This is a genomic window from Thalassovita sp. ABM4_323 (assembly GCF_056158665.1).
In genome coordinates this window covers 1,928,654-1,951,762 of the sequence record NZ_JBSWTS010000007.1, presented here as the reverse complement: position 1 = coordinate 1,951,762, position 23,109 = coordinate 1,928,654, and the positions used below count along the sequence as shown (strand labels likewise).

The 23,109-nt window shown below is 62.0% G+C and carries 19 protein-coding genes; 12 read left to right on the top strand and 7 right to left on the bottom strand.

All coding sequences use genetic code 11. The annotated features are described in order from the left end of the window. Positions 1 to 188: 188 nt before the first annotated feature. On the bottom strand, positions 189 to 1,400 hold the full coding sequence (locus tag ACXADQ_RS12075; RefSeq protein ID WP_475320537.1) for a polysaccharide biosynthesis/export family protein: 1,212 nt from the start codon (positions 1,398 to 1,400) through the stop codon (positions 189 to 191). Positions 1,401 to 1,642: 242 nt separating this feature from the next. On the opposite strand from ACXADQ_RS12075, the gene ACXADQ_RS12070 reads away from it, so the two are divergent. From ACXADQ_RS12070 to ACXADQ_RS12055, 4 genes are read left to right on the top strand one after another with little or no spacing between them, the layout of a single operon-like run. Further along, positions 1,643 to 2,881, top strand: a complete 1,239-nt coding sequence (locus tag ACXADQ_RS12070; protein ID WP_475320536.1) for an oligosaccharide flippase family protein — start codon at positions 1,643 to 1,645, stop codon at positions 2,879 to 2,881. Between the two features lie 2 nt (positions 2,882 to 2,883). Further along, positions 2,884 to 3,807: a glycosyltransferase family 2 protein gene (locus ACXADQ_RS12065; protein WP_475320535.1), complete on the top strand. Its 924-nt coding sequence runs from the start codon at positions 2,884 to 2,886 to the stop codon at positions 3,805 to 3,807. A 12-nt stretch (positions 3,808 to 3,819) separates the two neighbouring features. Further along, positions 3,820 to 4,803, top strand: coding sequence for a glycosyltransferase family 2 protein (locus ACXADQ_RS12060; RefSeq protein ID WP_475320534.1), 984 nt, complete (start codon positions 3,820 to 3,822; stop codon positions 4,801 to 4,803). A 14-nt stretch (positions 4,804 to 4,817) separates the two neighbouring features. Beyond that, positions 4,818 to 5,858 carry a glycosyltransferase gene (locus tag ACXADQ_RS12055; protein ID WP_475320533.1) on the top strand — a complete coding sequence of 347 codons (1,041 nt, stop codon included), beginning with the start codon at positions 4,818 to 4,820 and terminating at the stop codon, positions 5,856 to 5,858. On the opposite strand, the gene arsJ is transcribed toward ACXADQ_RS12055, so the two are convergent. The 3 genes from arsJ to ACXADQ_RS12040 are packed head-to-tail and all read right to left on the bottom strand — an operon-like array spanning position 5,855 to position 8,951. Continuing rightward, entirely contained in the window at positions 5,855 to 7,120 is a 1,266-nt protein-coding gene (arsJ, locus tag ACXADQ_RS12050) for an organoarsenical effux MFS transporter ArsJ (protein ID WP_475320532.1), read from the bottom strand. The two genes, ACXADQ_RS12055 and arsJ, sit on opposite strands and share 4 nt — an antisense overlap. Continuing rightward, positions 7,117 to 8,115, bottom strand: coding sequence for an ArsJ-associated glyceraldehyde-3-phosphate dehydrogenase (locus ACXADQ_RS12045; RefSeq protein ID WP_475320531.1), 999 nt, complete (start codon positions 8,113 to 8,115; stop codon positions 7,117 to 7,119). Before ACXADQ_RS12045 ends, arsJ begins: the two co-directional genes overlap by 4 nt. After that, positions 8,112 to 8,951 (bottom strand): arsenate reductase/protein-tyrosine-phosphatase family protein, encoded by an 840-nt coding sequence (locus ACXADQ_RS12040; protein ID WP_475320530.1) that lies wholly within the window; start codon positions 8,949 to 8,951, stop codon positions 8,112 to 8,114. The genes ACXADQ_RS12045 and ACXADQ_RS12040 overlap by 4 nt, the downstream gene beginning before the upstream one ends. 149 nt (positions 8,952 to 9,100) lie before the next feature. Here ACXADQ_RS12040 and ACXADQ_RS12035 point away from each other — a divergent pair, with 149 nt between their 5' ends. The 5 genes from ACXADQ_RS12035 to ACXADQ_RS12015 all read left to right on the top strand — a co-directional run bounded on the left by ACXADQ_RS12035 (position 9,101) and on the right by ACXADQ_RS12015 (position 16,295). Further along, entirely contained in the window at positions 9,101 to 10,021 is a 921-nt protein-coding gene (locus ACXADQ_RS12035) for a LysR substrate-binding domain-containing protein (protein WP_475320529.1), read from the top strand. Between the two features lie 165 nt (positions 10,022 to 10,186). Continuing rightward, a complete protein-coding gene (locus tag ACXADQ_RS12030; RefSeq protein WP_475320528.1) occupies positions 10,187 to 11,860 on the top strand; it encodes a sulfatase-like hydrolase/transferase in 1,674 nt (557 codons plus the stop codon). Positions 11,861 to 11,884: 24 nt separating this feature from the next. Then, positions 11,885 to 12,934, top strand: a complete 1,050-nt coding sequence (locus ACXADQ_RS12025; protein WP_475320527.1) for a TAXI family TRAP transporter solute-binding subunit — start codon at positions 11,885 to 11,887, stop codon at positions 12,932 to 12,934. Between the two features lie 83 nt (positions 12,935 to 13,017). Continuing rightward, positions 13,018 to 15,354 (top strand): TRAP transporter permease, encoded by a 2,337-nt coding sequence (locus ACXADQ_RS12020; protein WP_475320526.1) that lies wholly within the window; start codon positions 13,018 to 13,020, stop codon positions 15,352 to 15,354. A gap of 194 nt (positions 15,355 to 15,548) precedes the next feature. Next, the gene (locus ACXADQ_RS12015; RefSeq protein ID WP_475320525.1) at positions 15,549 to 16,295 is read left to right on the top strand and encodes an SDR family NAD(P)-dependent oxidoreductase; all 747 of its coding nucleotides are present in this window, start codon (positions 15,549 to 15,551) and stop codon (positions 16,293 to 16,295) included. A 69-nt stretch (positions 16,296 to 16,364) separates the two neighbouring features. Here the strand turns inward: ACXADQ_RS12015 and ACXADQ_RS12010 are convergent, their stop codons facing one another. From ACXADQ_RS12010 to ACXADQ_RS12000, 3 genes are all read right to left on the bottom strand, one after another. Next, a complete protein-coding gene (locus ACXADQ_RS12010; protein WP_475320524.1) occupies positions 16,365 to 17,474 on the bottom strand; it encodes a hypothetical protein in 1,110 nt (369 codons plus the stop codon). Between the two features lie 102 nt (positions 17,475 to 17,576). Then, a complete protein-coding gene (locus tag ACXADQ_RS12005) occupies positions 17,577 to 19,175 on the bottom strand; it encodes a hypothetical protein (protein ID WP_475320523.1) in 1,599 nt (532 codons plus the stop codon). Positions 19,176 to 19,318: 143 nt separating this feature from the next. Further along, on the bottom strand, positions 19,319 to 20,101 hold the full coding sequence (locus ACXADQ_RS12000) for an SDR family NAD(P)-dependent oxidoreductase (RefSeq protein WP_475320522.1): 783 nt from the start codon (positions 20,099 to 20,101) through the stop codon (positions 19,319 to 19,321). 116 nt (positions 20,102 to 20,217) lie between these two features. Here ACXADQ_RS12000 and ACXADQ_RS11995 point away from each other — a divergent pair, with 116 nt between their 5' ends. The 3 genes from ACXADQ_RS11995 to ACXADQ_RS11985 all read left to right on the top strand — a co-directional run bounded on the left by ACXADQ_RS11995 (position 20,218) and on the right by ACXADQ_RS11985 (position 23,105). Then, positions 20,218 to 21,156, top strand: a complete 939-nt coding sequence (locus ACXADQ_RS11995; RefSeq protein WP_475320521.1) for a LysR family transcriptional regulator — start codon at positions 20,218 to 20,220, stop codon at positions 21,154 to 21,156. 67 nt (positions 21,157 to 21,223) lie between these two features. Further along, on the top strand, positions 21,224 to 22,108 hold the full coding sequence (locus tag ACXADQ_RS11990; protein ID WP_475320520.1) for a fumarylacetoacetate hydrolase family protein: 885 nt from the start codon (positions 21,224 to 21,226) through the stop codon (positions 22,106 to 22,108). A 1-nt stretch (position 22,109) separates the two neighbouring features. After that, entirely contained in the window at positions 22,110 to 23,105 is a 996-nt protein-coding gene (locus ACXADQ_RS11985) for a VOC family protein (protein ID WP_475320519.1), read from the top strand. Positions 23,106 to 23,109: the final 4 nt, after the last annotated feature.

The following is a 23,109-nucleotide window of genomic DNA, read 5'->3' as shown; positions in this document are numbered from 1 at the left end:
CGGCCATGGTCGCCCGGACACGATCTTGTCCCATGTGGGGCCATCCGCCCTGTGGCTCAAGTGGGAAATCAATCCGGAAACGGGTCGTCCTAAACCTGTTTTCACCGCCCGGCTTGGTGATATTCCCGGTACCTAGCCGACACCGACAAAACCCTTGCCCAGATCAGAATCCATTTGGAAACAACACGTTAGTCCAACAACAACGCCGCGCCGACAATACCCAAAACCCGGCCCACCTCGGCCAGGTTGGTGACCGTACTGTCATAGCAGGCCACCGCATCCCCCGGCAGCACATACGGATCAAAATCGTCCCGATCCGCGCGGCGCAGCAGGGGCTCGATCTCGCGTTCAATCACGGTCGAGATCCCGCTGATCGGATTGCGCGAAACCAGAATGGCCGAGCGATGCGCACTGGTCGCCCGCGCCCCGCCAACACAGTTGGTATCCACGACCGCCTGTATATAGCGCGTCCCATAGGGCACCTCGCGCACCTCACGCCCAATCGCCGAGGGCGCATTCCCCGTCGCCGGTTGCGTCAGATTGGACAGGAACAGACTGACGCCAGGCGGGCTCAGCGGTCCGGGGCGCATCAAGTCGTCCTGGAAGCATTCGCGACTGGGCACAAAGATCCTGTCCCCTGCCAGCAACATCACATCCGCACTGTCCGCCCCCTCAAACAAGTCGCGCAAATCCAACACGTGCCGCGCGTCCCCGCGCCGCAGCTCGACCGCCGACAAATCCGCATCCGGGCGTATCCCTCCGGCCGCACGCACCGCCGCCGACAGGTTTCGCGCCTCGGTCGACGCCCCCAACGCGCCCTGGCGGCGGCTGTCCACCTGATCCCCCGGTGTCCCCCCGATTTCAACCGCATGGGCCTCGAACACGGCCCCCGAAACCCCGACCGAGACCGAGGCAAAATCCGTCACCCGCACCGACAGGCGCGGCAGCACATCATAAAACCCCTCTTCAAGCAGCGCATGCCCCAGCTCGGCCTCCACCTCGTCGACCCGGCGCCCCTGTGCCGGAATCGGATCCAGAAATGGCAATTTCAGCGTCCCATCACGCGAAATCACGTATTGGCCGTTCAGCACCTCATCGTCATCGACCCGCACATCCACCAGATCATTGCGCGACAAGCGCTCGCCCAACAAGGGCTGCCAACCGGCCCCCTTGCCCCGCCCCGCACGATCCCCCAGCGCAGGGCGACACCGCGCTGCGTTCATTCTCGCAGATACAAGCACAGGTGGTTGTGCCACCTTGGCCGACGGCGCCCGATACTGCGCCTGATAGGCCCGCCCTTGGGCAACGGGTTCGATATTCTCCGGCTCAACACTGGCCGCACAGCCCCCAAGCCCCAGAACCGTCGCACCTAACAAGGCTCGCATCACGCGGCTGCTCATGATCGCCCAACTCTTTCTTTGCTCTTCAAATACTCACTGCACCTTACGCCCGCCCCGCGCGCGAAGGCAACTAGCTGCGCGCAGCCTTGCCTCCAGCCCTCACACGCAGGCGCATAGCCCGCCTACCCACACGGATAGGCCCCCATGCCAACGCCCGCTTCGCCCCTCCATCGGCGCCCCACACCCCGGCGGCCCTTCTTCTATCTTAAGGAGAACGAAACCCTTTCTGGATGAGATTCCCTATGACCCAGCACTCCGCAACCTTTGGCACCCTGCTGCGCAACCTGGCCGCCTATGGCGCGTCCGAGGCCGCGGCCAAGGGCTCGCGCCTGTTTGTGGTCGTGGTGATCGCACACCGCTTAGATCCGCTGCAAATCGGGCTGGCCGCAACCGCTTTGGCGGCCGCCGACATCCTGAAGGCACTGACTGAAAACGGCGTGATCCAACGGATCATTGCCGCAAGCGAGCGCGATTTGCCCGCCACTTGCGCCACGGCGCACCGGATATTCTGGGCCTGGTGCCTGGGGTTGTTCACCCTGCAAAGCCTGATCGCCCTGGCCTTCTGGCTGGGCGGCGCAGACCCCATCGTTCCGATCCTGATCCTGCTGCTGGCCGGGGAATACCTGTTCATGCCCGGCGGGTTGGTACAGGCCGGTCTGGCCATGCGGAACGGCAAGTTGCGCCAGACCGCAGCCATAGCCGGCAGCCAGGTGGTGATCGCAAATCTCCTGTCAGCGGGTCTGGCGCTGATCTGGCCCTCGGCGCTGGCGTTGATCCTGCCACGACTGCTGACCGCGCCATATTGGCTGCTGGCCATGCGCCGACTGGCGCCCTGGCGCAGGAACCGCCTGGTCACCCCCGCCCCCATCGCTCCGTTCCTCCGCTTCGGCTGGGCCATTCTTGGGGTCGAGATCGTCAAGGCCCTGCGGATGCAGGCAGACAAGCTGATCGTTGGCATGCTGCTGGGCGCCGAGGCCTTGGGCATCTACTTCATGGCCTTTAACGCCGGGCTCAGCATCGCCAGTTCCTTCTCGGTCGCTTTTGCCACCGTGCTGTTTCCGCATCTGTGCGCCGCACCGGATCGCGCCACGGCCCTGCGCCAGTCCATTGTCCTCAGCATGGCCGTCATTACCCCGATTGTGCTGCTGCAAGCCGCCCTGGCCCCGATCTATGTCCCGCTGTTGCTTGGGGACGGCTGGGCCCAGCACGCCGAGGTGGTGTCGATCCTGTGCCTGGCCGCGATCCCGGCACTGCTGTGGACCGCCGCTGCCGGATGGCTGCGCGCCAATGGCGAGCCGCAAAAAGAGTTCACCGTCACCGCGATCCTGACTGTGGCGCTGATGCTGAACACGGTGCTGATGGCCCCCCATGGCCTGACCGCCATCGCCACTGGCTATACGCTGGTCAGCTTTGTGATCCTGCTGATCGCAGCGCGCCCGGCCCTGTCCTTTGCCTTTCTGTCCCCAACCCAACGAGCGTAATCATGACCAAGTTTTCCATCATCATTCCCGCCTATAACGCCGCTGATACCATCGGGGACACGCTGGCCTCGATCACCGCGCAGGTGCATGCCGACTGGGAGGCCTTCGTGATCGACGATGGATCCACTGACGGAACCCGCGACGTGGTCGACTGCTGGGAGCGCAACGACCCTCGCATTCGTCTGGTCCGCAATCCGGGCAAGGGCCCCTCGGAGGCACGCAATCACGGCGCCATCGACCTGGCCACCGGTGAAATCCTGGCCTTTTGCGATGCCGATGACCTGTGGTCGCATCCCAAGCTGGCCGAGCTGAACGAGACATTGGCCGATCCCCGCGTGGATGCCTGTTTTGGACGGATCGCGTTTTTCCGTCATGCCTCGAACGACGCACGCACGTTTTCGACGGTGCCGCAACAGCCCGTCACGGTGGACATGCTGATGGGCGAAAATCCGATCTGCACCCTGTCGAACCTGACCATCCGCCGCCATGTCTTTGCCCGCGCGGGGGGGTTCGACCCGGACATGAGCCACAACGAGGATCTGGAGTTTCTGATTCGCATCGTCGGCGGTGGGGCCCGCCTGCAAGGGCTGGACCGTTTGCAGGTCTGGTACCGCAGCTCGGGCGGTGGGCTGTCCTCGGATCTGCCGGCGATGCAGGCCAGCCGAACCCGCGCACTGCGCACCGCCGAGCGCTTTGGCTATCGCCCAACCCGTGCGGTCGAGGCCGTTTATCTGCGCTATCTGGCGCGGCGCGCGCTGCGGTTGGACCTGGGCAAGACCGAACCCGCCCGCCTGGCCCTGCGCGGCCTCAGCCTGGATGCCCGCGCCTTTTGTTCGCCCGCGAAACGCGGGGTTCTGACGGCGCTGGGGGCCGGGGCCGCGCTGGTTCTGCCCACCCCAATGCGCCGCGCGCTTTTCAGCCATTGAAGGAGACGTAAGATGCCCAAAGCCTCGATCATCGTGCCCGCCTATAACGCCGCACGCACCCTGCCTCAGACCATGGCAACGCTTTGCTCGCAAAGTTTCCGCGATATGGAGATCATCATCGTCGATGATGGCTCGACCGACCACACCGGCGATATGGCGCGCAAATACGCCCGCCACCCCGGTATTCGATTGGTCCAGCAGGCAAACCGCGGTCTGGCCGGGGCGCGCAATTCTGGCATCCACGCCGCAACCGGTGAATTCATCGGTTTCTGCGATGCTGACGATCTGTGGCAACAGGACAAGCTGGCCACGCATGTCGCCCATCTGGAGGCAAACCCCTCGATTGGCCTGAGCTTTTCAGGGTCTCAGCTGATCACCGCGAACGGCACCCTCACACGGCACGCCCAGCGCCCCCGCCTGACCGACATCACCGCCGACCACGTGATGAAGCGCAACCCGGTTGGCAATGGCTCGGCCGCGGTGATGCGGCGCGGCGCGCTGGATCAGATCGCCTATCGCCCGGCCTCAGAAACGCAACGCGACTGGGTGTTTGACGAAACCTTTCGCCAGTCCGAGGATATCGAATGCTGGCTGCGCCTGGCCCTGACCACCGATTGGCAGATCGAGGGCGTACCCGGCGCGCTGACACACTACCGCGTCAATCCCGGCGGTCTGTCCGCAAACACAGATCGCCAATTGGCCAGTTGGGAACGCGTCATGGACAAGCTGCGCCCGCTGAACCCGGCCCTGTTCGCGCGCCATGAACCTGCGGCGCGGGCCTATCAGCTGCGCTATCTGGCGCGGCGCGCGGTCAGCGATCTGGACGGTGCCAACGCCCGGAAACTGGCACACGCCAGCCTGAGCCTGTCGAAAATCCCCCTGATCGAGGAACCAGCCAAGACGCTGATCACGCTTGTCGCCGCCCATGCGGTGGGCGCGATGGGCGTGGCCCGTTTGCGCCGCTTGTCGAAACTTCTGTCTGCCCCTCAATCCTAATGCCGGAGCTCACCATGACCCGACCGACTGTTGTTCACCTGATTGACGATACCACCGCTGGCGGCGTGATGCGCCTGCTAGAGCATATCACCCACAGCCCCGACATGGCGCTGTCTGGTCACCACCAAATGCGCGTGGTGCGGCGCGGCAGCCTAGCAATGCGGCGGATCAAGGCGGATGTTATCGTCTCGCATCTGGTGGTCAGCTGGCGCACCCTGCCCGCGCTTTTGTCGCTGCGGGCAGTGAATGCGGGCACACCGCTGATCCATGTCGAACACAGCTATACGCAAGGGTTTGCCGCCCATAACGTGCCCAACAAGAAGCGGTTCCTGAACCTGTTGCGGATTGGCTATTCCGTGTTTGATCACCTTGTGGCCGTCAGCCATGCTCAGGCGCGGTGGATGTTCCGCCATCGGCTGGCCGATCTGGGGGCGCTGACGGTGATCTCGCCCGTTGTTGGGCTTTTGCCCTTCGCCCGGCTGGCCGATCCAGCGCCCCAGGCCCGCGTCTTTGGCGCCATTGGGCGGCTGGATCGGCAGAAAGGCTTCGATCTGTTGATCCAGGCGTTTCGCACCTTGCCCGACCCGGATTTGCGCCTGAATATCTATGGGGACGGCCCCGAGCGCCCGGCCCTACGGGCGTTGGCACAGGGGGATGCGCGCATCCGGTTTCTGGGGCACAGCCCCAACCCTGCCGCGGCCATGCAGGCGGTAGATGCGGTGGTGATGCCCTCGCGTTGGGAGGCCTATGGCCTGGTCGCCATCGAGGCCCGCGCGGCCGGACGGCCCGTTCTGGTATCGGGCGAGGATGGGCTGGACGATCAGGCCCAGGACGGTGCGATCCGCGTGCATATGTATAACAAAACCGCTTGGGCCAACGCGATGTCGACCTTGGCGACCGAGCCCCATCCCCGGATCCCGCGCCCCGATCCGCGCCAAAGCGAGCGCGACTTTGCTGTCCGTTGGTCAGACGTGATGCAGCGCGTCTTGACCCCAGGCACGTCTGGGGCGCCGGTGCATAAGGCGCCCCGTGGGGATCAGAGCCGTGTGAGTTAAGCCCGCGCCGGGCTGGGCGCATGCAGACGCCCCGCGCCAACCCAGCTGAGCCCCACGAACACAGCCGCCACCCCCAAGCACCATGGCAAGCCGCCAATCTGATAGCTCAGCCCGCTCATCAACGTGCCTAGCAGGCGCCCGGCCGCGTTGGCCATATAGTAAAACCCGACATCCATAGTGACCCGCTCGGACTTGGTGAAGGCCAGGATCAGGTAAGAATGCAGCGATGAATTCACCGCGAAAATCGCGCCGAAGACCAGCAACCCCAGGGTCAGCATTATGGTGAACCACATGGTCGGGCCGTCCGAGACCTCGCACAGAACCGCCAAAACCGCAGGCACCACGAACAGCGCCGCGACCCAGCCCTTTGCGGCGTGAACCAGCTCGCCCACCGGGCGGGTTTTGGCGCGCAGCAACTTGGGCGCATAGGCCTGCACCGCGCCATACAGGATCGTCCAAACGGCCATGAAGCTGCCAATCAGGAAAAACGCGCAGCGATTACCCTCTTCGCTGCCATCGGACAGAACGGCATAGAAAAAGATCGGGATGCCGACCACGAACCACACGTCCCGCGCGCCGAACAGGAACAAGCGCGCACCGGATAACCAGTTGATATTTCGATCTTTCGAGAACACCTCGGAGAATTTCGCGCCCTTTTTGCCCTGCGGCAGACCGCCCGGCATTTTCAGCGCGATCACCGCCAGGATCACCGCCAGCACGCCCGCCATCCCCAAAACCGAGGGCACAAACCCGAACAGCCCCAACATGGCCGCGCCCAGCAGGAATCCGAACCCTTTGACCGCGTTTTTTGATCCCGTCAGCACGGCAACCCAGCGAAACAGCCCCCCGTCGCCCGACGGCGCCAGCAGCTTTACCGCGCTTTTGGCGCTCATCTTGGACAGGTCCTTGGCCACGCCCGAGGCTCCCTGCACCGCCATCACAAAAGCGACGGAAGTCCACAGCGCCCATTCCGGATCAAGCTGCGCCAAGGCCAGCAACGCCAACACCTGCAACCCCAATCCCGCATACAGCGTCGAGGTCAGCCCGAACCGCGCGGCGATCCAACCGGCGGACAGGTTGGTGATGATGCCCGCGATCTCGTACAGGATGAACAGATAGGCCAGCTGCACGGGCGAAAACCCCAGCGTGTGAAAGTGCAGCAGCACCAGCATCCGCAGCGCGCCATCCGTCAGCATGAACGCCCAATAGGCGGCCGTGACGGCGATATACGCCGCCAAGCCCTCTGGTTTTGCCTGGCTCACAGCGACTTACCAACCATCAGCGCCACGTCGACCAGACGCTGGGCATAGCCCCATTCGTTATCGTACCAGGCATAGACTTTCACCTGCGTGCCATTGACCACCATGGTCGAGGGCGCATCGATGATCGAGCTACGGTCGTCATTGGTATAGTCACACGACACCAGCGGACGGGTTTCATAGCCCAGAATGCCCTTCAGCGGGCCATTGGCGGCGGCCTCGAACAGGGCGTTGACCTCTTCGACGGTGGTTTCGCGCTCGACCTCGAACACGCAATCGGTCAGCGAGGCATTCAGCAGCGGCACCCGCACTGCGTGGCCGTTCAGCTTGCCTTGCAGTTCCGGGAAAATCAGCATGATCGCCGTGGCCGAGCCCGAGGTCGTCGGGATCAGCGAATTCAGCGCCGAGCGCGCCCGGCGCAGATCCTTGGCGGGGCGGTCCACGATGGTTTGCGTGTTGGTCACGTCATGGATCGTGGTCATCGAGCCATGCTTGATCCCCAACCCTTCGTGCAGAACCTTGACCACGGGCGCCAGACAGTTGGTGGTGCAGCTGGCCGCGGTCACGATCTGGTGCTGGGCAGGGTCATAGTCATCGGTGTTGATGCCATAAACGATATTGGCGGTGGGGCCGTCCTTGACGGGGGCCGAAACCACGACCTTTTTCACACCAGCGGCGAAATACGGGGCCAGCTTGGCCTCGGTCTTGAAGACGCCGGTACAGTCGATCACCACATCCACGCCCTCCAGCGGCAGATCCTCGATTTTCGAGGTGCCGATGAACGGAATACGCGTGCCGTCGATGGTGACGCTGTCCGCGTCCGACGAGAAATCCGCATCCCAGCGGCCGTGCACCGTGTCGAATTCCAGCAGATGCGCCTGCATCGCGGCGTCGCCCACGGCGTCGTTGATCCAGGCCACCTTGGCCCCGCTGTCCAGCAAAGGTTTCAGCGCCAGTTTTCCCATCCGGCCCAGGCCGTTCAGTGCGTAAGTTGTCATTGGTCTTCCATATCCATGGCCAGATCGTCCACGCGCTGTTGCAGCGACACGCGATCCAGGCTTTCAAAAGGCAGCGCCGCAAAGGCGATGATGCGGTTGCGCAGAACAGCATAGGCTTGTTGGAACGCCAGCCGTTTTTCCGCGTCGGTCCCGGTGGCCTTGACCGGATCAGGCAGGCCCCAATGGGCGCTAATCGGCTGTCCGGGCCAGGCGGGGCATTCTTCGTTCGCGGCTTGATCGCAAACAGTGAAAACGAAATCCATCACGGGCGCGTCGGGGCCCTGAAACTCGGTCAGGTGCTTGGCCCGCAGGGGCGTGATATCGTGCCCCTTGTCCTGCAACATCTCGACCGCAAAGGGATTCAGCACCGAGGCAGGGTTCACCCCGACCGAGTAGGCATTGAACCGCTCGCCGGCCTCGGTCCGCAGGATCGATTCTGCGAAAATCGACCGCGCCGAGTTTCCGACGCAGATGAAAAGCACGTTGTATTTCTGATCAGGCATGGTTCGCTCTTTGCTTGTTTGCACGTTCAAAGGGGCGCGGCATTGATCCGGACGACCCCGACAGCAATCGTCCACAAGGAAGGACACCAGCCCGTTGCTTTCCTCGAGCGCCACGCGATACCGCAGCGAACGCCCGTCTCGGGTTTGGGTTATCAGCCCTGCTTGACGCAAAGATGACAGATAGGCCGACAGGGTATTGGCACGGGCCTGCAGGACGGTCGCGATCTCCCCTGCGGGCACCGCATCCGGATAGCGACGCATCAACAGGCGAAAGATCGCCAGACGTTGGGGATGGGCCAAGGCGGCCAGTTGATCGACTCGATTCACTTCCATATTTCGCGAAATATCGAAATGTAGGCCGTGCAGCAAACAGTTTCCCGCCCCGTCGCAAAAGTTTCACATATCTTGGCGTTGGACGCCTCGCGACAGCTGGTCTAGGGTGAGCGATACAGTCGAATTCACCCGATCCGAAGGCCCCGCCCATGGTTTACAAACGCATCCGTATGCGCCACCTGCGTTGTTTCATTGCCGTTGCGGATCTGGGCTCGGTCACACGCGCTGCCGAGCGGATGGGGACGGTGCAGCCTTCTGTCTCGCGCTCGATCCGCGAACTCGAAGAAGAGCTGGGCACGTCTCTGTTCGAGCGCACGGCCTCGGGGTTGGCGATGAATGCTGCGGGGCGCTTGCTGTATTCCTATGTAGATGGCGGGCTGGAACAGGTTGATCTGGGCCTGAAAACCATGCGCGGCCAGATCGTCGAGCAGCGCGTCAGCGCCTATGTCCTGCCCAACGTGGTGCGGATGGTGATGCCCGGGGCGACGGCGCGGTTCAAATCGCTGTATCCCTCGATCGACGTGGAATTCAAGGCCACCACGGGCGGCGGGCTGCACCATCATCTGCGGATTGGGGATGCTGATTTCAGCTTTGGCCGCATTCAATCCGCCGAAGAAATGCAGGGGTTGAACTTTGAACATCTGTTCAGCGAGCCCCTGGTTTTCTTTGCCCGCAGCGGCCACCCATTGGACGGGGCCTCGGATCTGAGCATCCACGACATCAACGAATTCCCGGTGGTCATCCCCCTGTCCAACACGATCATCCGCGCCGAACTGGACCGGTTTATCATCGGCAAGGGTTTGGGACGGTTCACCAATCAGATCGAGACGATTTCCTTCGAGTTCGCCCGCAACTTCAGCCTGGTGTCCGACGCGATTGTGTTCCTGCCGCTGGGTGGGATGAAGCGAGAATTGCGCGACGGCACGGTCACGACACTGAACTATGGGCGTGACGAGCTGATGGGTGGGGTCGGGCTGACCACACCAACCGCGCGGAAGGTATCGGAACCCGCGCAGCTGTTGATGCAGGTGATCCGCGAAGAAGTGCAAAACCTCGGACTGGCGAACTGATCCGGCCCCAGCATTATAACGATTCCGTTATGGTGTTTTCCAAATGACTATTTCTCTTAGCAACGCCGAATCGCTACCTTTGTAAAAAAACAAAGGGAGGAAACGCCAAAACGTCGCAGAAACAGGCGACGTGATCGGTTCATTGAGCCGAGGCGGTAGACATATATGACCAAGCCCAAGAATATCCTGTTCATCATGTTCGACCAGCTGCGCTGGGATTACCTGAGTTGTTATGGTCACAAGACCCTGCACACGCCTCATATCGACCGTCTGGCCCAGATGGGGGTGCGCTTTGATCGGTGCTATATCCAGTCGCCGATCTGTGGCAGCTCGCGCATGTCCACCTATACCGGGCGCTATGTGCACAGCCATGGCGCCAGCTGGAACAACATCCCCCTGAAGGTCGGCGAAAAGACCATGGGCGATCATCTGCGCAAGCTGGGCATGGGCTGCTGGCTGGTGGGCAAGACCCACATGAGCGTGGACGCCGAAGGCATGGAGCGCCTGGGCCTTGAGCGCGACAGCGTGATCGGCGCGCGCGTGGCCGAATGCGGCTTTGACGTATTCGAGCGCGACGACGGGATGCTGCCCGAGGGGCCGGATGGCTCTTATGATCCGGATGGGGCCAAGGAATATAACAAATGGCTGAAGGCCAAAGGATACGAATCCGACAACCCCTGGCATGACTTTGCCAACTCGGGTCTGGACGAAGATGGCAACGTGCTGTCCGGCTGGTTTCTGAAAAACTCGTCCGAGGCGGCCAATATCGCCGAAGAGGACAGCGAAACCCCCTATCTGACCGGCCGCGGCATGGAGTTTATCGAGCAAGCCGAAGGCCCGTGGTGCATGCACCTGTCCTTTATCAAGCCGCACTGGCCCTATGTGGTGCCCGAACCCTATGCCAGCATGTACGGCCCTGAAGATGTGCAGGACGTCATCCGCTCGGACGACGAATACGACACCGCGCACCCGGTGCTGAAGGCCTTTATGGACAGCGGCGTGGGCAAAGCATTTTCCCGCAAAGAGGTCCGCGAGGCCGTGATCCCCGCCTATATGGGCCTGATCAAGCAATGTGACGACCAGATGGGCCGCCTATTCGACTGGCTGGAAGAAACCGGCCGGATGGACGACACGATGATCGTGCTGACCTCGGATCACGGGGATTTCCTGGGCGATCACTGGATGGGGGAAAAGACCTTCTTCCACGACAATTCCGCCAAGGTGCCGCTGATCATCTATGACCCCTCGCCCGAGGCCGACGCCACGCGCGGCACCGTCAGCGATGCCCTGGTCGAAGCGATCGATCTGGCCCCCACCTTTGTCGAGGTCGCGGGTGGCGAACCGGAATACCATATCCTTGAGGGCGAAAGCCTGCTGCCGCTGCTGCGGGGCGAACGCAGCGAAACCCTGCGGGACTATGCGATCTGCGAATATGATTACTCGGCCACGCCCACGGCCACGCAGCTGGACCATGACGTCCGCGAGGCAGTGATGTTCATGGTCGCCACCAAGGACTGGAAAATGGTCCATTGCGAGGGCGAACATCGCCCGATCCTGTTCGACCTGAAAAACGACCCGCTGGAACTGCGGGATCTGGGCGACAGCGAGGACCATCAGGACATCATCGATCAGATGTATGACAAACTGTTCGCCTGGGCACGGCGACAGTCGCAGCGCACCACGCGCAGCAAATCACAACTGGAGGAGATGCGGACCAAAACGCGCCGTCGCGGCGTGATGATCGGCATCTATGACGAAAACGAAGCACCACTGGAGCTGACAGTGAAATATCGCGACCGCAAGGCGCCCAACATGAAAAAAGGCGTCGCGGCCGAATAACTTTCCAAGGGAGGAACTGAAAGAATGAAACACGTAACCAAGACGCTAGTGGCGGCTGCGGCTGCACTGGGGCTGAGCGCAGCCGCAGCGCAGGCGCAAGCCAACCTGACCTATGAAACCACCACGCCAGGTGCGGCCACCCATGCCACCGCCATGCACATGGCAGAGGTCAGCTCGCGCGCTGGAATCGCCAATCTGCAAGTGCTGGAAGGTCAGACGCTGACCAACTCGTTGATGAACATCGCCGAAGGGCGTTCGGACATCTCGAACATGCCGCTGATCCTGGTGTTCCTGTTGGACAAGGGCCGTGGCCCTTACTCGAAAACCGGTGCTGAAAAGGGCGCCGAGCTGGCCTCGAATGTGCGCGCCCTGTACCCGTTTAACTCGGGCGCATACGGCCTGATCGCGCTGGAAAGCGAAGGCATCGACAGCTGGGAAAAAATCGAAGGCAAGAACGTCTGGAATGGCCCGCCCCGTGGCGCAGCGCTGGTGAACGCCCGTCAGGCCGCGCAAATGGCGGCTGGCATGAAAGACGGCGAAAACTACACCGGGCACCAGACCAACTGGGGCCAGTTGCCCTCGGTTCTGGTGGATGGCTCGATGGATGCATTCATCCTGCCGCTGACCTTCCCCTCGCAGCGCGTGACCACGATGCAGGCCGCAGGTGACGTGGTGATCGTTTCGACCCCCAAGGACGTGTTCGAAAGCGATGCCTATCGCAAGATTTTCAACGCGCCGGGCAACGTGCCGGTTGTCGTTCACTGGGATGCAATGGGTTATGGCGACGGCGTGCGCATGGTGTCCGTGGATGGCAACTTCCGCGGGATCGGCACGGCGTTCGCAGATATCGTGAACAAGGACATGCCGTTTGATCTGGCCAAGGCACTGGTGGCCGAGCACATCAAGACCCTGGAAGAGATGAAAAACCGCACGGCCTTCATGAAGAATACCAACCTGGGCATCCTGGACGCCGAGACCACCGGCTTCTGCGGACCTCTGTCCCTGAAATACCACCCCGGCGCAGTCGCCGCCTGGGAAGAGGCCGGATACACCGTCCCTGAGTGCGCCAAATAAGCAGCGCATGCTCGGTCTGGGCGGCGTGACATCGCACGCCCAGACCCCTACACTTCACAAACCCCTACAGACTGGAGCCCCCCATGAACACCGACGTCGTTCGGCCCCCCAGCCTATTCACTCGTTTGTCCCTGGTGCTTGGGCTTGTCCTGGTCATCATCGGTCTGCTCAACACACTACCCTCGTTTCCGGGGCTGGATGATTGGGTGTCCGACACCTTCGGCAAAGAAGTCAAAATTCGCCAATTCAGCTTTGAATACCTCGCCCCCCTGTGTTTCCTGATCATGATGAGCACCGTGGCGCTGGATCAATCCATGGCGCGTCTGTGGCGCAACAAAGGTCCGCTGAAATACGCCTTTGGCCTTGGCATGGACATCGCCCTGGTGATCATGGCGCTGGTGGTTTCGGCCTCGTACCTGATCGAGATCGACAGCGTGTGCATGATCGACCAATTCACCGGCGAGCGCGCCGAGCTGATCGCCCGCGCCCTGCAAGAAGAGATCGAGTTCAACGAATCCATGGGCCTGCCGCCGCCAACCTCGGTGGATGATCCTTCGTGTATCAACACGCTGGGTCTGGGCATTTTCCCGATCATGGCTTTGGCGATCATTGTGTTCCTTGGCTATAACGTGCGCGTCTGGGGTTTCCCGCTGGTCGCCGTGGCCATCGCGATTGCCACCTACACCATGCTGACCGTGTTCATTTGGTACTTCTTCGGTTCCGAAGACATGAACAAATACCTGGTCACCAAACTGGGTGGCGAGCCGCGCATGCTGCTGGATGGCCGTCCCAATATGCAGGACATCCTGGTCAACAACGCCCAAGGCATTCTGGGCCGGTTCATGGCCATCCTGATGAACACCGTCTTCCCCTATATCGTGCTGGGCGCCTTGTTTGGCGTGTCGGCGGGTGGGCAGTCGCTGATCAAGCTGGCCTTCCTGTGGACCCGCCGTTTGCGCGGTGGCCCGGCCCATGCGGCGATCGTCAGCTCGGCCATGTTCGGCACCATCTCGGGTGGGCCCGTGGTGAACGTGCTGTCAACCGGCGTGCTGACCATCCCGATGATGCTGAAACGTGGCTTCCAACGCACGTTCTCGGGCGGGATCGAGGCTGCGGCCTCGTCCGGTGGGCAGATCATGCCGCCGGTGATGGGGGTTGCTGCCTTCGTTCTGTCGGCCATGACCGTTGTCCCCTACCGCGAAGTGATCATCGCTGCATCCTTGCCTGCACTGGCCTATTTCGGCTGCCTGTTCCTGACCGTGGTCTTCCAGGCCCGCAAACAGGGCATCGAGGCCGTAGGCGAAGTCACTGATGACATGCGTCTGACCGGCGAGGACAAGCTGCATCTGGTGATGATCTTTGCCCCGATCCTGCTGATTCTGGTGCTGCTGCTGACCCCGAAAGAGGCCGTGGGCTGTGGCCCGCTTGCGGGCCTGTGGGGTGTCGAGCAGATCATCAGCGCCAACGGATGCCGCGCGGCAAACCTGCCCTGGCTGCTGCAACTATTCCAGAACTCGGCTGGGGATGCTGGCTCGGCCGGTTGGTGGGCCACAGCCCTGCTGATCGCGCTGTTCTTTCTGGATAAGAAGATCCGCCAGTCCCCGCAGAAAATCCTGGCCGCTCTGGCCGATGCGGGCCTGCTGGTCAGCCGCCTGTACCTGATGTTCCTGGCCGTGTCGGTGATCGACTTCTGCCTGAACTTCACCGGGCTTTCGAACTATATCGCGATCGATATCGTTGGCTGGCTGCGTGAAAGCGGCGGTATCATCGGCGAGAACGCCTTCTTCCTGTTGCTGGCGCTGATGGCGACCATGTTGATGGCGATCCTGCTGGGCATGGGGATGCCCACGGTGCCCGCCTATATCAACGTGGCGCTGCTGATGGGGCCGATGCTGGTGGGGCTGGGCATTGCGACCTTTACCGCGCATATGTTCATCTTCTACTTCGCGGTGGCCTCGGCGATCACTCCACCCGTGGCGATCGCGGCCTTTGCGGCGGCGTCCATCACCAAGGCTGACCCAATGCGAACGGGCGTGGCTGCGGTGCGCGCGGGCGTGGTGATCTTTGTGGTGCCCTTCATCTTTGCCTTCTACCCCGAGCTGCTGCTGATCGAAGCGGCCCAGCTGAACCCCGTGGGTGGCGGAGATCGCTATCTGGCCGGTCTGGACGGAGAGGTCCATCCGATGCACCTGGCCTGGATCGCGGTGCGCATCGCGCTGGGTCTGTATCTGCTGGCCAGCGTCCTGGCCCGGTTCGAAGCGCGTCCCATGGGCCAGATCGAGATGGGCATTCGTCTGGTCCTGTGCGTGCTGGTGCTGATGAAAAGCGTAACCATCGCCGGGCCCGCCATCGTGGTCGCCCTGGGTGTGATCGCCTGGCACTGGCGCAGCAAGAAACCGGCAGGGATGGCTGCGGCCTGACCCAACCTGACCGAAACAAAAAGGCGCGAGGGAAACTTCGCGCCTTTTTGCATGTTCGGGGCCGGATCCAAGCCTTCTGGCGCTGCGGATTCACACCCATTGGGCAAAGCGCAGATACCCGCTATCGAATAAACCGATTTTAGTTCACCCGCGCGCAGGTATAGCCTTGCCGCGCAAAACACAGGAGGAAACGGGTGGAGCGACTAAAGGGAAAACGGGCCGTTGTAACGGGCGCAGGACGGGGCATCGGGCGCCGCATCGCCCTGATGATGGCCAAACAGGGGGCCTCGGTTCTGGCCAGCGATATCAATGGCGACGCCTTGCAGGCCCTGACCGCTGAGGCACCGCAAATCCGGGTGCACCAGGCCGACCTGACCGACGAAAACAGCGCCGGGTCGCTTGCGGATGCGGCCTCGGGCGCGTTTGACGGGGCCGTGGATATTCTGGTGAACGCGGCAGCCATCGTGAAGTTCGGCCCCGTGGACGAGCTGAGCAAAGCCGATTGGGACATCACCCTGCGCGGCGAGATCGACACGGTGTTTCTGGTCACCCGCAAGATGTGGCCGCTGCTCCAGGCATCGGGCAAGGGCTCGATCATCAACTTTTCGTCCGCCAATGCCCATGTGGCGCTGGACGGGCTGCCGGCGCTGGCGCATACGGCGGGCAAAGGTGCGGTGCTGGCGATGACCCGGCAACTGGCGATGGAGGGCGGGCCCCATAACATCCGCGCCAACACCATCGCGCCGGGCTTTACCGTGACCGAAGAAACCGAGCAGCACCTGGATTTACCGCTGATGAAAAACGTCCGGGCCAAGATCATGCTGGACGGTCTGGGACAACCCGAAGATATCGGCTGGCTGGCGATCTATCTGGGTTCGGACGAAAGCCGCTTTGTCACCGGGTCCGATTTCCGTATCGATGGCGGCGCAACAGCCTGGTAAAAACCTGAACTGACACAAAAAAACGGCCCGGATCGCTCCGGGCCGTTCGCATGTTGACCACCCGAGGGATCAGAAGGTCAACTTGACACCAATCTCGTAGCTGTCGCCGCGACCGGGCACCGAGGTCGCCGGACCAAAGGCACCGGACCAGCCGTCGCCCGTGTCAAAGCCGCTGTCATAGCCCGCAACGATCGACAGGTTGTCCCGCAGCTTGTACGCGCCTTCCATGGCAAAGTTGCCCTGTCCTTCGTAGGCGACGCCCAGTTCCCAATCCTTGTGGCCGAAACGCGCGTCGATCATCCAGTTTTCAAACGAGGCGCCACCCGCGGCTTCAACCAGCCAATAGGTTGCACGCACGTTGCGCAGGATGCTGGGCGAAGTCGGACGGTAATCGACATTGACGATTTGACCGGTCATCTCGGTTGCGGCGTCCAGGTGGTTGTACTCGTAGCCGACGGTGAACCCGCTTTGGCCCAGCGGCACCATGATACCCGCTTTGCGATCACCAACATCGTTGCCACCCAGCATGAACATGGCGAACTTGGCGTCATAGCCCAGCTCGAGTTCGAATTCGGGGGCCAGTTCGCCATCAATGGTGATGCCAGCCGACTGATCGGTATGGGCATAGTTCAGATCGTGGTCGTACCACGCGTTGATGCGCAGACCACCGATCTGGTTGCGATAGAAGAAGTGGTCATCCGCATCCAGTGCGCCTTGGGGCAGATAGACCTGCAGACCACCGGCACAGCGATAGGTCGGCGGCACCCAGGGGTGGATGTTGGCCGAGCCCAGGTTGCCCACGTCGCCATCCGTCCAGGGGAACCCAACGCCCGCACAGCGGTGATAGGTCGAATAGCCAAAGGTGCCCAAAGCACCGGTTTCCAGCGCGATTTCCAGGTTATAGACGTCGTCCATATCCGTGGGCAGATCGTCGGTGTCGGTCCGCAGAACCAACTCGCCACGAACGGTCGCACGCATGTCGCCAACCGCCGTCGCGCCGTTGAAAAACAGTTTGCTTTGCACCAGGAAATCGTTGGTGCCGTAGTGGGTGTTGCCGTAGGTCGCCAGAACTTCGCCGTTTACGTGGAACCCATCCTGGATGGGGGGCGGCGGAAAGCCTTGGGCATGGCTTGCTGAGGCCAGTGCCACCAGGGCACCAGCAGAAAGGAGATGTTTCATCGTTTTTCCCTCTAGAGTGAATGCGCGGGGCCGGTGGGGTCAGTTCGCACCGGCCCGCGCAGATCTTTGATTGTTTTCTGACCCTTGATGTATTGGCCGGGCTTAGTTGGCCGCCGGAACCGCCGAGGCAACGCCGCCCTCGCGTGAGGGCAGCTCAACCAGGGCTTGCCCCTCTTCCCAGATGTGGCCGTCGATGGTTTCGATCCACCAGATCAGCTCGACCTCGAATTTGCCGTTGACCACACGTTTGTCGGTGACTTGCGATTTCACCAGCGCCACGTCCTTGGTCAGACCATGGGTGGAGACAAAGGCGTTTTCCATGCCCGGCACGCGGTTCACATAGCGCTGCGCGACGGGGTTCGGCACGATTGGCACGCCGTGTTCCCAGCCCGCGCGGGGATCCATGATCGACCACGAGATGTTCTTGATCCAGCCCGCGTCGCCCATCCAGTTGGTGATGTGGCGGATGGCGTAGTCACGTCCGGTAAAGTTCACCAGGATACCGCGGCCCACTTCGGTTGTGTGGATATTGGCCACGTCCACGGCACCCGGACGGGGCGGAGGCGGAGGCGCATCCTTGTATTCCGGCAGCGGCGGCATCTGCGGGCGTTGCAGGTTGGGGTCCGCCAGACGATAGATACCGTCATTGGGGTTGCGCACCAGATCGGCAAAGCCGTCTTCATCCATGATCTCGGGGCGCAGGTTGCGCGACCCGCCCGAGCCCATGCCCATGCCCCAGGTCGGGGTCGGGCCTTCGGAGATGGGGCCGTCCAGCGTCTGCGTCGGCTGATCGCCAATGGTGACGTCTTCCCAATAGCGCGGGGTGGCGCCACGGATGTCTTCGTTGGCCCAGATATCCTTGATCTTGTCCCAATCGGCGTCGGTATAGACATGCTCGGCGCGCGACAGCCAGTCAGCGCTTTCCCAGACCAACGGGAAGATCGGCACCTCGGGCGCATCCGCGCGGTCCTTATAGACCGACAGCTGCTCGGTCACGCGGAAGGTCATGTCGGTGACCTTGTCGCCATCCTGATTATAGATCGAGGCCTGCGAGATGATCGCAATCGCGCGGCGGGTCGAGCCCTCGGGCGGGGTCAGGTCCAGCACATCCCGTTGATTTACAACGATATACAGCGTGTCCCCGGCATAGACCGGCGCGTAGTTGGTGATCGAGTGGTTCAGGTCGCTGACCAGCAGTTTATCGCGCACATGCACGGGCCACGGGATCATCGAGCTGTCATCATGCGCGGCAAAGCTGGGATAGGCGGGCACGCCCTTGTATCCGGCCTTGCGCGCAACCTCGGCGTCGTGACGCAGCGGGTTTTGCGGGTCGAATTTCTCGTGCTGATACCGCACCCATTCTTCGGTGACGTGGATGATAGGACCCAGGCCCGGAGTGCCCGCCGGAAGCGTGCCGCTGACCAGCGCATCAATGTCGATCTCACCGCGCAGGCGGATGGCTTCGTTTTCGGCCAGATAGGCCGCAACCGCGCCTTTTTCGAACTCCGTATACACGCCCGGCTTCAGCATCTCGAACTTCTCGCGCTCGGCCGAGGCCACGTTCTGATCCGCCGGAATCGCCCCGGCCGAGTTTGCGTGCCGCAGACCAGGCGCCGCCGAGATATCCGCCATCGCAGGCGCCAGGGCAGCCGAAGCCAGCAGGCTGGCCAGCAGGCCAACCCGGAATGAGTTTTTGAACATGATGTCCTCCCGTTATCGGCCCGGCGCATCCTCCGTCGCGCACCGGTGCCGTGTTTCTGGGGGTCAACATATCAAGTCAGTTAGTTACAAAAAAATTGTGAGTTTCGATCTCATCTATCTTCCAAAACGATCCCGTTTCGGCGCTAGCTTCCATCGGTGATCACGGTACCTCCGTCCACAACCAGCGTGTGCCCGGTGGTGAACGCCCCGCCTTTTCCGGCCAGGAACAGGGCCGCAGCTGCGATCTCTTCTGGCTGGCCCACACGGCGCAACGGGGTCATGCCCTCGATCCGTTTGGCCACGAAATCAGGGTTGCCCAGCAACGGACGCGAGAACGGCGTTTCGATCAGGCCGGGCGCAATCGCGTTGGTGCGAATGTTCAGCGGGCCGAACTCGACCGCCAAATTTCGGGCCATCGCGGCCAGCGCGGCCTTGGACATGGAATAAGGGCCAATCATACGGTTTCCGCGCAGCGCAGACAGGCTGGCCATCAGGATGATCGCGCCGCCCCCTTGGGCCGCCATGCCGTCTTTGCACGCCGAGGCCAGCCAGTAGGCACTGTGCAGGTTCACATCAAAGACCTTTAGATACCGCGCTTCCTCGCCCGCGCCCGTGTCGCCCACCGGGCCTTCGATTCCGGCATTCGAGACCAGAATATCAATCGGTCCACCCAATGCCTCGACGGACTGGGCGATCAAAGCCTCCGCTTCGGCCCGGCCATTCAGGCGACATTGAATACCAACGGCCTTGGCCCCGGTCGCGCAAAGAGCGCTAACGGTTTCATCGATATCATCCTGCCGGTCCGAGGCGATGGCCACATCAGCCCCAGCCGCCGCAAAGGCCTCGGCCACGGCGCGCCCAATACCCGAGCTTCCCCCGGTGATCAGGGCCCGTTTGCCCTGCAACCCAAACAATTCCTGAAGCATCTCTGTCTCCTATTCCGCTTACCTATTAGCTGCACAATTTCGTTGCATTTGAAAAAGCGATTGTTCAACATCATGCAATCGGTGCTATCGATACATGTCATTCAAAAGGAGTGAGCATGCGTTTTAAAGGTCTGGATCTGAATTTGCTGGTAGCACTGGATGTGCTACTGACCGAGGCAAATGTCAGCCGTGCTGCTGACAAGCTGTGCCTCAGCCAATCTGCCACATCGGGCGCTTTGGCGCGATTGCGCGATTATTTTGGGGATGACCTGTTGGTGCAGGTTGGGCGCAAAATGGTGCTGACTCCGCGCGCCAAGGAATTGTCGGGCAAGGTCCGGGCCTCGTTGGCGCAGATCGACGGCACGATCATCCAGGCGCCTGAATTCGACCCGCGGACCGTCAAGCGCGAGGTGCGGATCATCGCCTCGGACTCGGTACTGATATCCGCCCTGCAAGGGCCGATGCATGCGATTTCCGAGCTGGCGCCGGGGCTGGTTCTCAGCATCGAGGCCCCCGGCAACAGCCCGCGCGACCGGTTGGAGCGCGGCGAGATCGACATGCTGGCCATGCCAGAACTGTACCTGTCGCCGGATCATCCGTTCCAACCCTATTATCAGGATGAATATGTTGTAGCCGCCTGGGAGCAAAACTCTTGGCTTGGCGACAGCATCACCGAAGAGCAATTCTACGAGGCGCGCCACGCGGCTGTGCAATTCGCCACCTTTACGCCCAGCTACGAGGACTGGTTCATGCGCAACCGGGCCGAAGATCGCGAGATCGCCGTGCAAGCGGGCAGCTTTTCATCCCTGCCCTTCTTGTTGCTGAACACCGATCTGATCGGGTTGATGCACCGGCGCCTGGCCGAGCGGTTCCGGGAAATCCTGCCGCTGAAGTTTGTCCCCTCGCCCATCGAGATGCCCGCTGTGAACCAGTGCATCCAGTGGCACAGCTATGCCGAGCGCGACGAATGCCTGGCCTGGGTCCGGGCGCGCTTGATGGAAGCCTTCGAAGGCGAGACCTCCATGATTATCCGCGAAACCGATGATTTGGATTAGAACAATCGATTTCACGGATTGATCAAGGGCTGTTAGCGTCTTTCCCAGAACGGCCCTGGGAGGAGACATGACCAAGCCACAAATACCCTTTGCGCTGGCGCAGTTGCGGATCTCGTCCAGCCCGGCATTTCCGGCCATCGTGCTGGATGATGCAGCGGTGATTCCCGTGGATGCGGTGCTGCCTTTGGCGGCGCGTCTGGGCCTGGCCCTGACCGAAGCCGACAGCCTGGACGGGCTGCTGCGCAACTGGGATCACAACTTTCAGGCCCTGTGCGCCGTGGTGATGGCGCTGGATGATGCCGAGGCGGGGAAATACTTCCGCTCGGCGGTTTCGTCCCTGGAATTCTTTACCCAAGATGCGCCGCTGTCGGCCCCGCGCCAGATCCTTAGCCAGAACACCTTGGCGGACGGGAATTTCATCCCGCGTCTGGCCTCGACCCTGGTTGGGCCCAGCGCCAAGGTGCTGATCCCCCCGCAGTCCGACGGGCTGTGGGCCGAGGCCAAGCTGGGCGCCGTGATCGCCCGCCCGCTGCACCGCGCCACCCTGCAAGAGGCCGAAGACGCGATCGCCGGATACGTCACACTGTCGGACTACACCGTCGCCGCAGACTGGGAGGCCAGAAACACCCTCGCGGCCAAACAAGGCCCCACGCTGCTGGCCGCTGGCCCCTATCTGCTGCCCGCGGCCTTTGCCGATGACCAGCAAAACCTGCAATGCGTGATCTCGTTCAACGGGGAAAGCCGCCTGGAATGGTCCGGCCCCCAGATCGCCCCGATCGCGCGCACCCTATCCGAGCTGAGCCAGCAGGTTCAGCTGTTCCCCGGTGACCTGGTCGCCGTGGGCCCCAAACACTCGCCCACCGGCCAGACCCGTCTGGAAGATGGCGACATCATCGAAGCGGCTGTCTCGGGACTGGGCCGCCAAACCACCAACACCATAAGAGAGAGCTGACATGCCCATTCTTGGAATTGAAACCCTGATGTTCGGGGTCGATGACATCGAGGAATGCACCCGCTTCTTCGACGATTTCGGCCTGCCCCGCTTTGACAGCGGCGAAGACTTTACTCATTACCGCCTGGACGAAGGATCGAACGTGATCCTGCGCCATATCGACGATCCTGTGCTGCCCAAATCGGTGCTGCGCGACAAAGGCGTCAAGGAAACCATCTGGGGCGTGGACACCCAGGAAAGCCTGGACAAGCTGGCCGCACGGCTGGAAGCCAAGCAAGACATCACCCGCGACGAAGACGGCACCGTGCACACGCTGACCGCCTGTGGCCATCCCATCGCCCTGCGCGTCTTCAACCGCAAAAAGGTGGTCTATGCCCCCGATCCGGTGAACGCTCCGGGCCACATCAACCGCCTGAACGTCCAGCGCAAATGGAAAACCCGCGCGCAGCCCAAGGTGATCACCCACACCGTCTATGCCTGCGAAAGCCCGCGCAAGGAATTCGAATGGTATCGCGACATGCTGGATTTCCGCATGTCCGAAGAACAGGTCGGCATGGGGTTCTACCTGCGATGCGATGGCGCGAACGAGCACCACAACCTGTTCCTGATCGACATGACCTTTGGCCCGCTGCCCGGCTATCCGCTGTATCACCACACCAATTTCGGGGTCGAGGACATCGACGAGCTGATGATCGGCACCAACTACATGACCCGTCGCGGCTGGACCACCGGCGCTTTGGGCTCGGGGCGTCACCGGATTGCCTCGGCGTTGTTTTCCTATCTGGAATGCCCGGCGGGCGGCGAGGCCGAGTACGGCGCGGACAGCGACTATATCGACGACAACTGGATCCCGCGCGAATGGAACCAGGTCTTTGGCACCTATAGCTGGATGCACAAGATCCCCGAATTCCTGGGCACGGACCAGCGCTGGGAATACCGCCTGCATCCGGATCACGTACCGCAAAACGACACGCAAGCCGAAGGCGATTGGGACTAAGGGG

Bases quoted from the DNA above. Each gene is read 5' to 3' on its own strand.
- ACXADQ_RS12075 (WP_475320537.1), bottom strand. From the start codon at position 1,400: ATGAGCAGCCGCGTGATGCGAGCCTTGTTAGGTGCGACGGTTCTGGGG.
- ACXADQ_RS12070 (WP_475320536.1), top strand. From the start codon at position 1,643: ATGACCCAGCACTCCGCAACCTTTGGCACCCTGCTGCGCAACCTGGCC.
- ACXADQ_RS12065 (WP_475320535.1), top strand. From the start codon at position 2,884: ATGACCAAGTTTTCCATCATCATTCCCGCCTATAACGCCGCTGATACC.
- ACXADQ_RS12060 (WP_475320534.1), top strand. From the start codon at position 3,820: ATGCCCAAAGCCTCGATCATCGTGCCCGCCTATAACGCCGCACGCACC.
- ACXADQ_RS12055 (WP_475320533.1), top strand. From the start codon at position 4,818: ATGACCCGACCGACTGTTGTTCACCTGATTGACGATACCACCGCTGGC.
- ACXADQ_RS12045 (WP_475320531.1), bottom strand. From the start codon at position 8,115: ATGACAACTTACGCACTGAACGGCCTGGGCCGGATGGGAAAACTGGCG.
- ACXADQ_RS12040 (WP_475320530.1), bottom strand. From the start codon at position 8,951: ATGGAAGTGAATCGAGTCGATCAACTGGCCGCCTTGGCCCATCCCCAA.
- ACXADQ_RS12035 (WP_475320529.1), top strand. From the start codon at position 9,101: ATGGTTTACAAACGCATCCGTATGCGCCACCTGCGTTGTTTCATTGCC.
- ACXADQ_RS12030 (WP_475320528.1), top strand. From the start codon at position 10,187: ATGACCAAGCCCAAGAATATCCTGTTCATCATGTTCGACCAGCTGCGC.
- ACXADQ_RS12025 (WP_475320527.1), top strand. From the start codon at position 11,885: ATGAAACACGTAACCAAGACGCTAGTGGCGGCTGCGGCTGCACTGGGG.
- ACXADQ_RS12020 (WP_475320526.1), top strand. From the start codon at position 13,018: ATGAACACCGACGTCGTTCGGCCCCCCAGCCTATTCACTCGTTTGTCC.
- ACXADQ_RS12010 (WP_475320524.1), bottom strand. From the start codon at position 17,474: ATGAAACATCTCCTTTCTGCTGGTGCCCTGGTGGCACTGGCCTCAGCA.
- ACXADQ_RS12005 (WP_475320523.1), bottom strand. From the start codon at position 19,175: ATGTTCAAAAACTCATTCCGGGTTGGCCTGCTGGCCAGCCTGCTGGCT.
- ACXADQ_RS12000 (WP_475320522.1), bottom strand. From the start codon at position 20,101: ATGCTTCAGGAATTGTTTGGGTTGCAGGGCAAACGGGCCCTGATCACC.
- ACXADQ_RS11995 (WP_475320521.1), top strand. From the start codon at position 20,218: ATGCGTTTTAAAGGTCTGGATCTGAATTTGCTGGTAGCACTGGATGTG.
- ACXADQ_RS11990 (WP_475320520.1), top strand. From the start codon at position 21,224: ATGACCAAGCCACAAATACCCTTTGCGCTGGCGCAGTTGCGGATCTCG.
- ACXADQ_RS11985 (WP_475320519.1), top strand. From the start codon at position 22,110: ATGCCCATTCTTGGAATTGAAACCCTGATGTTCGGGGTCGATGACATC.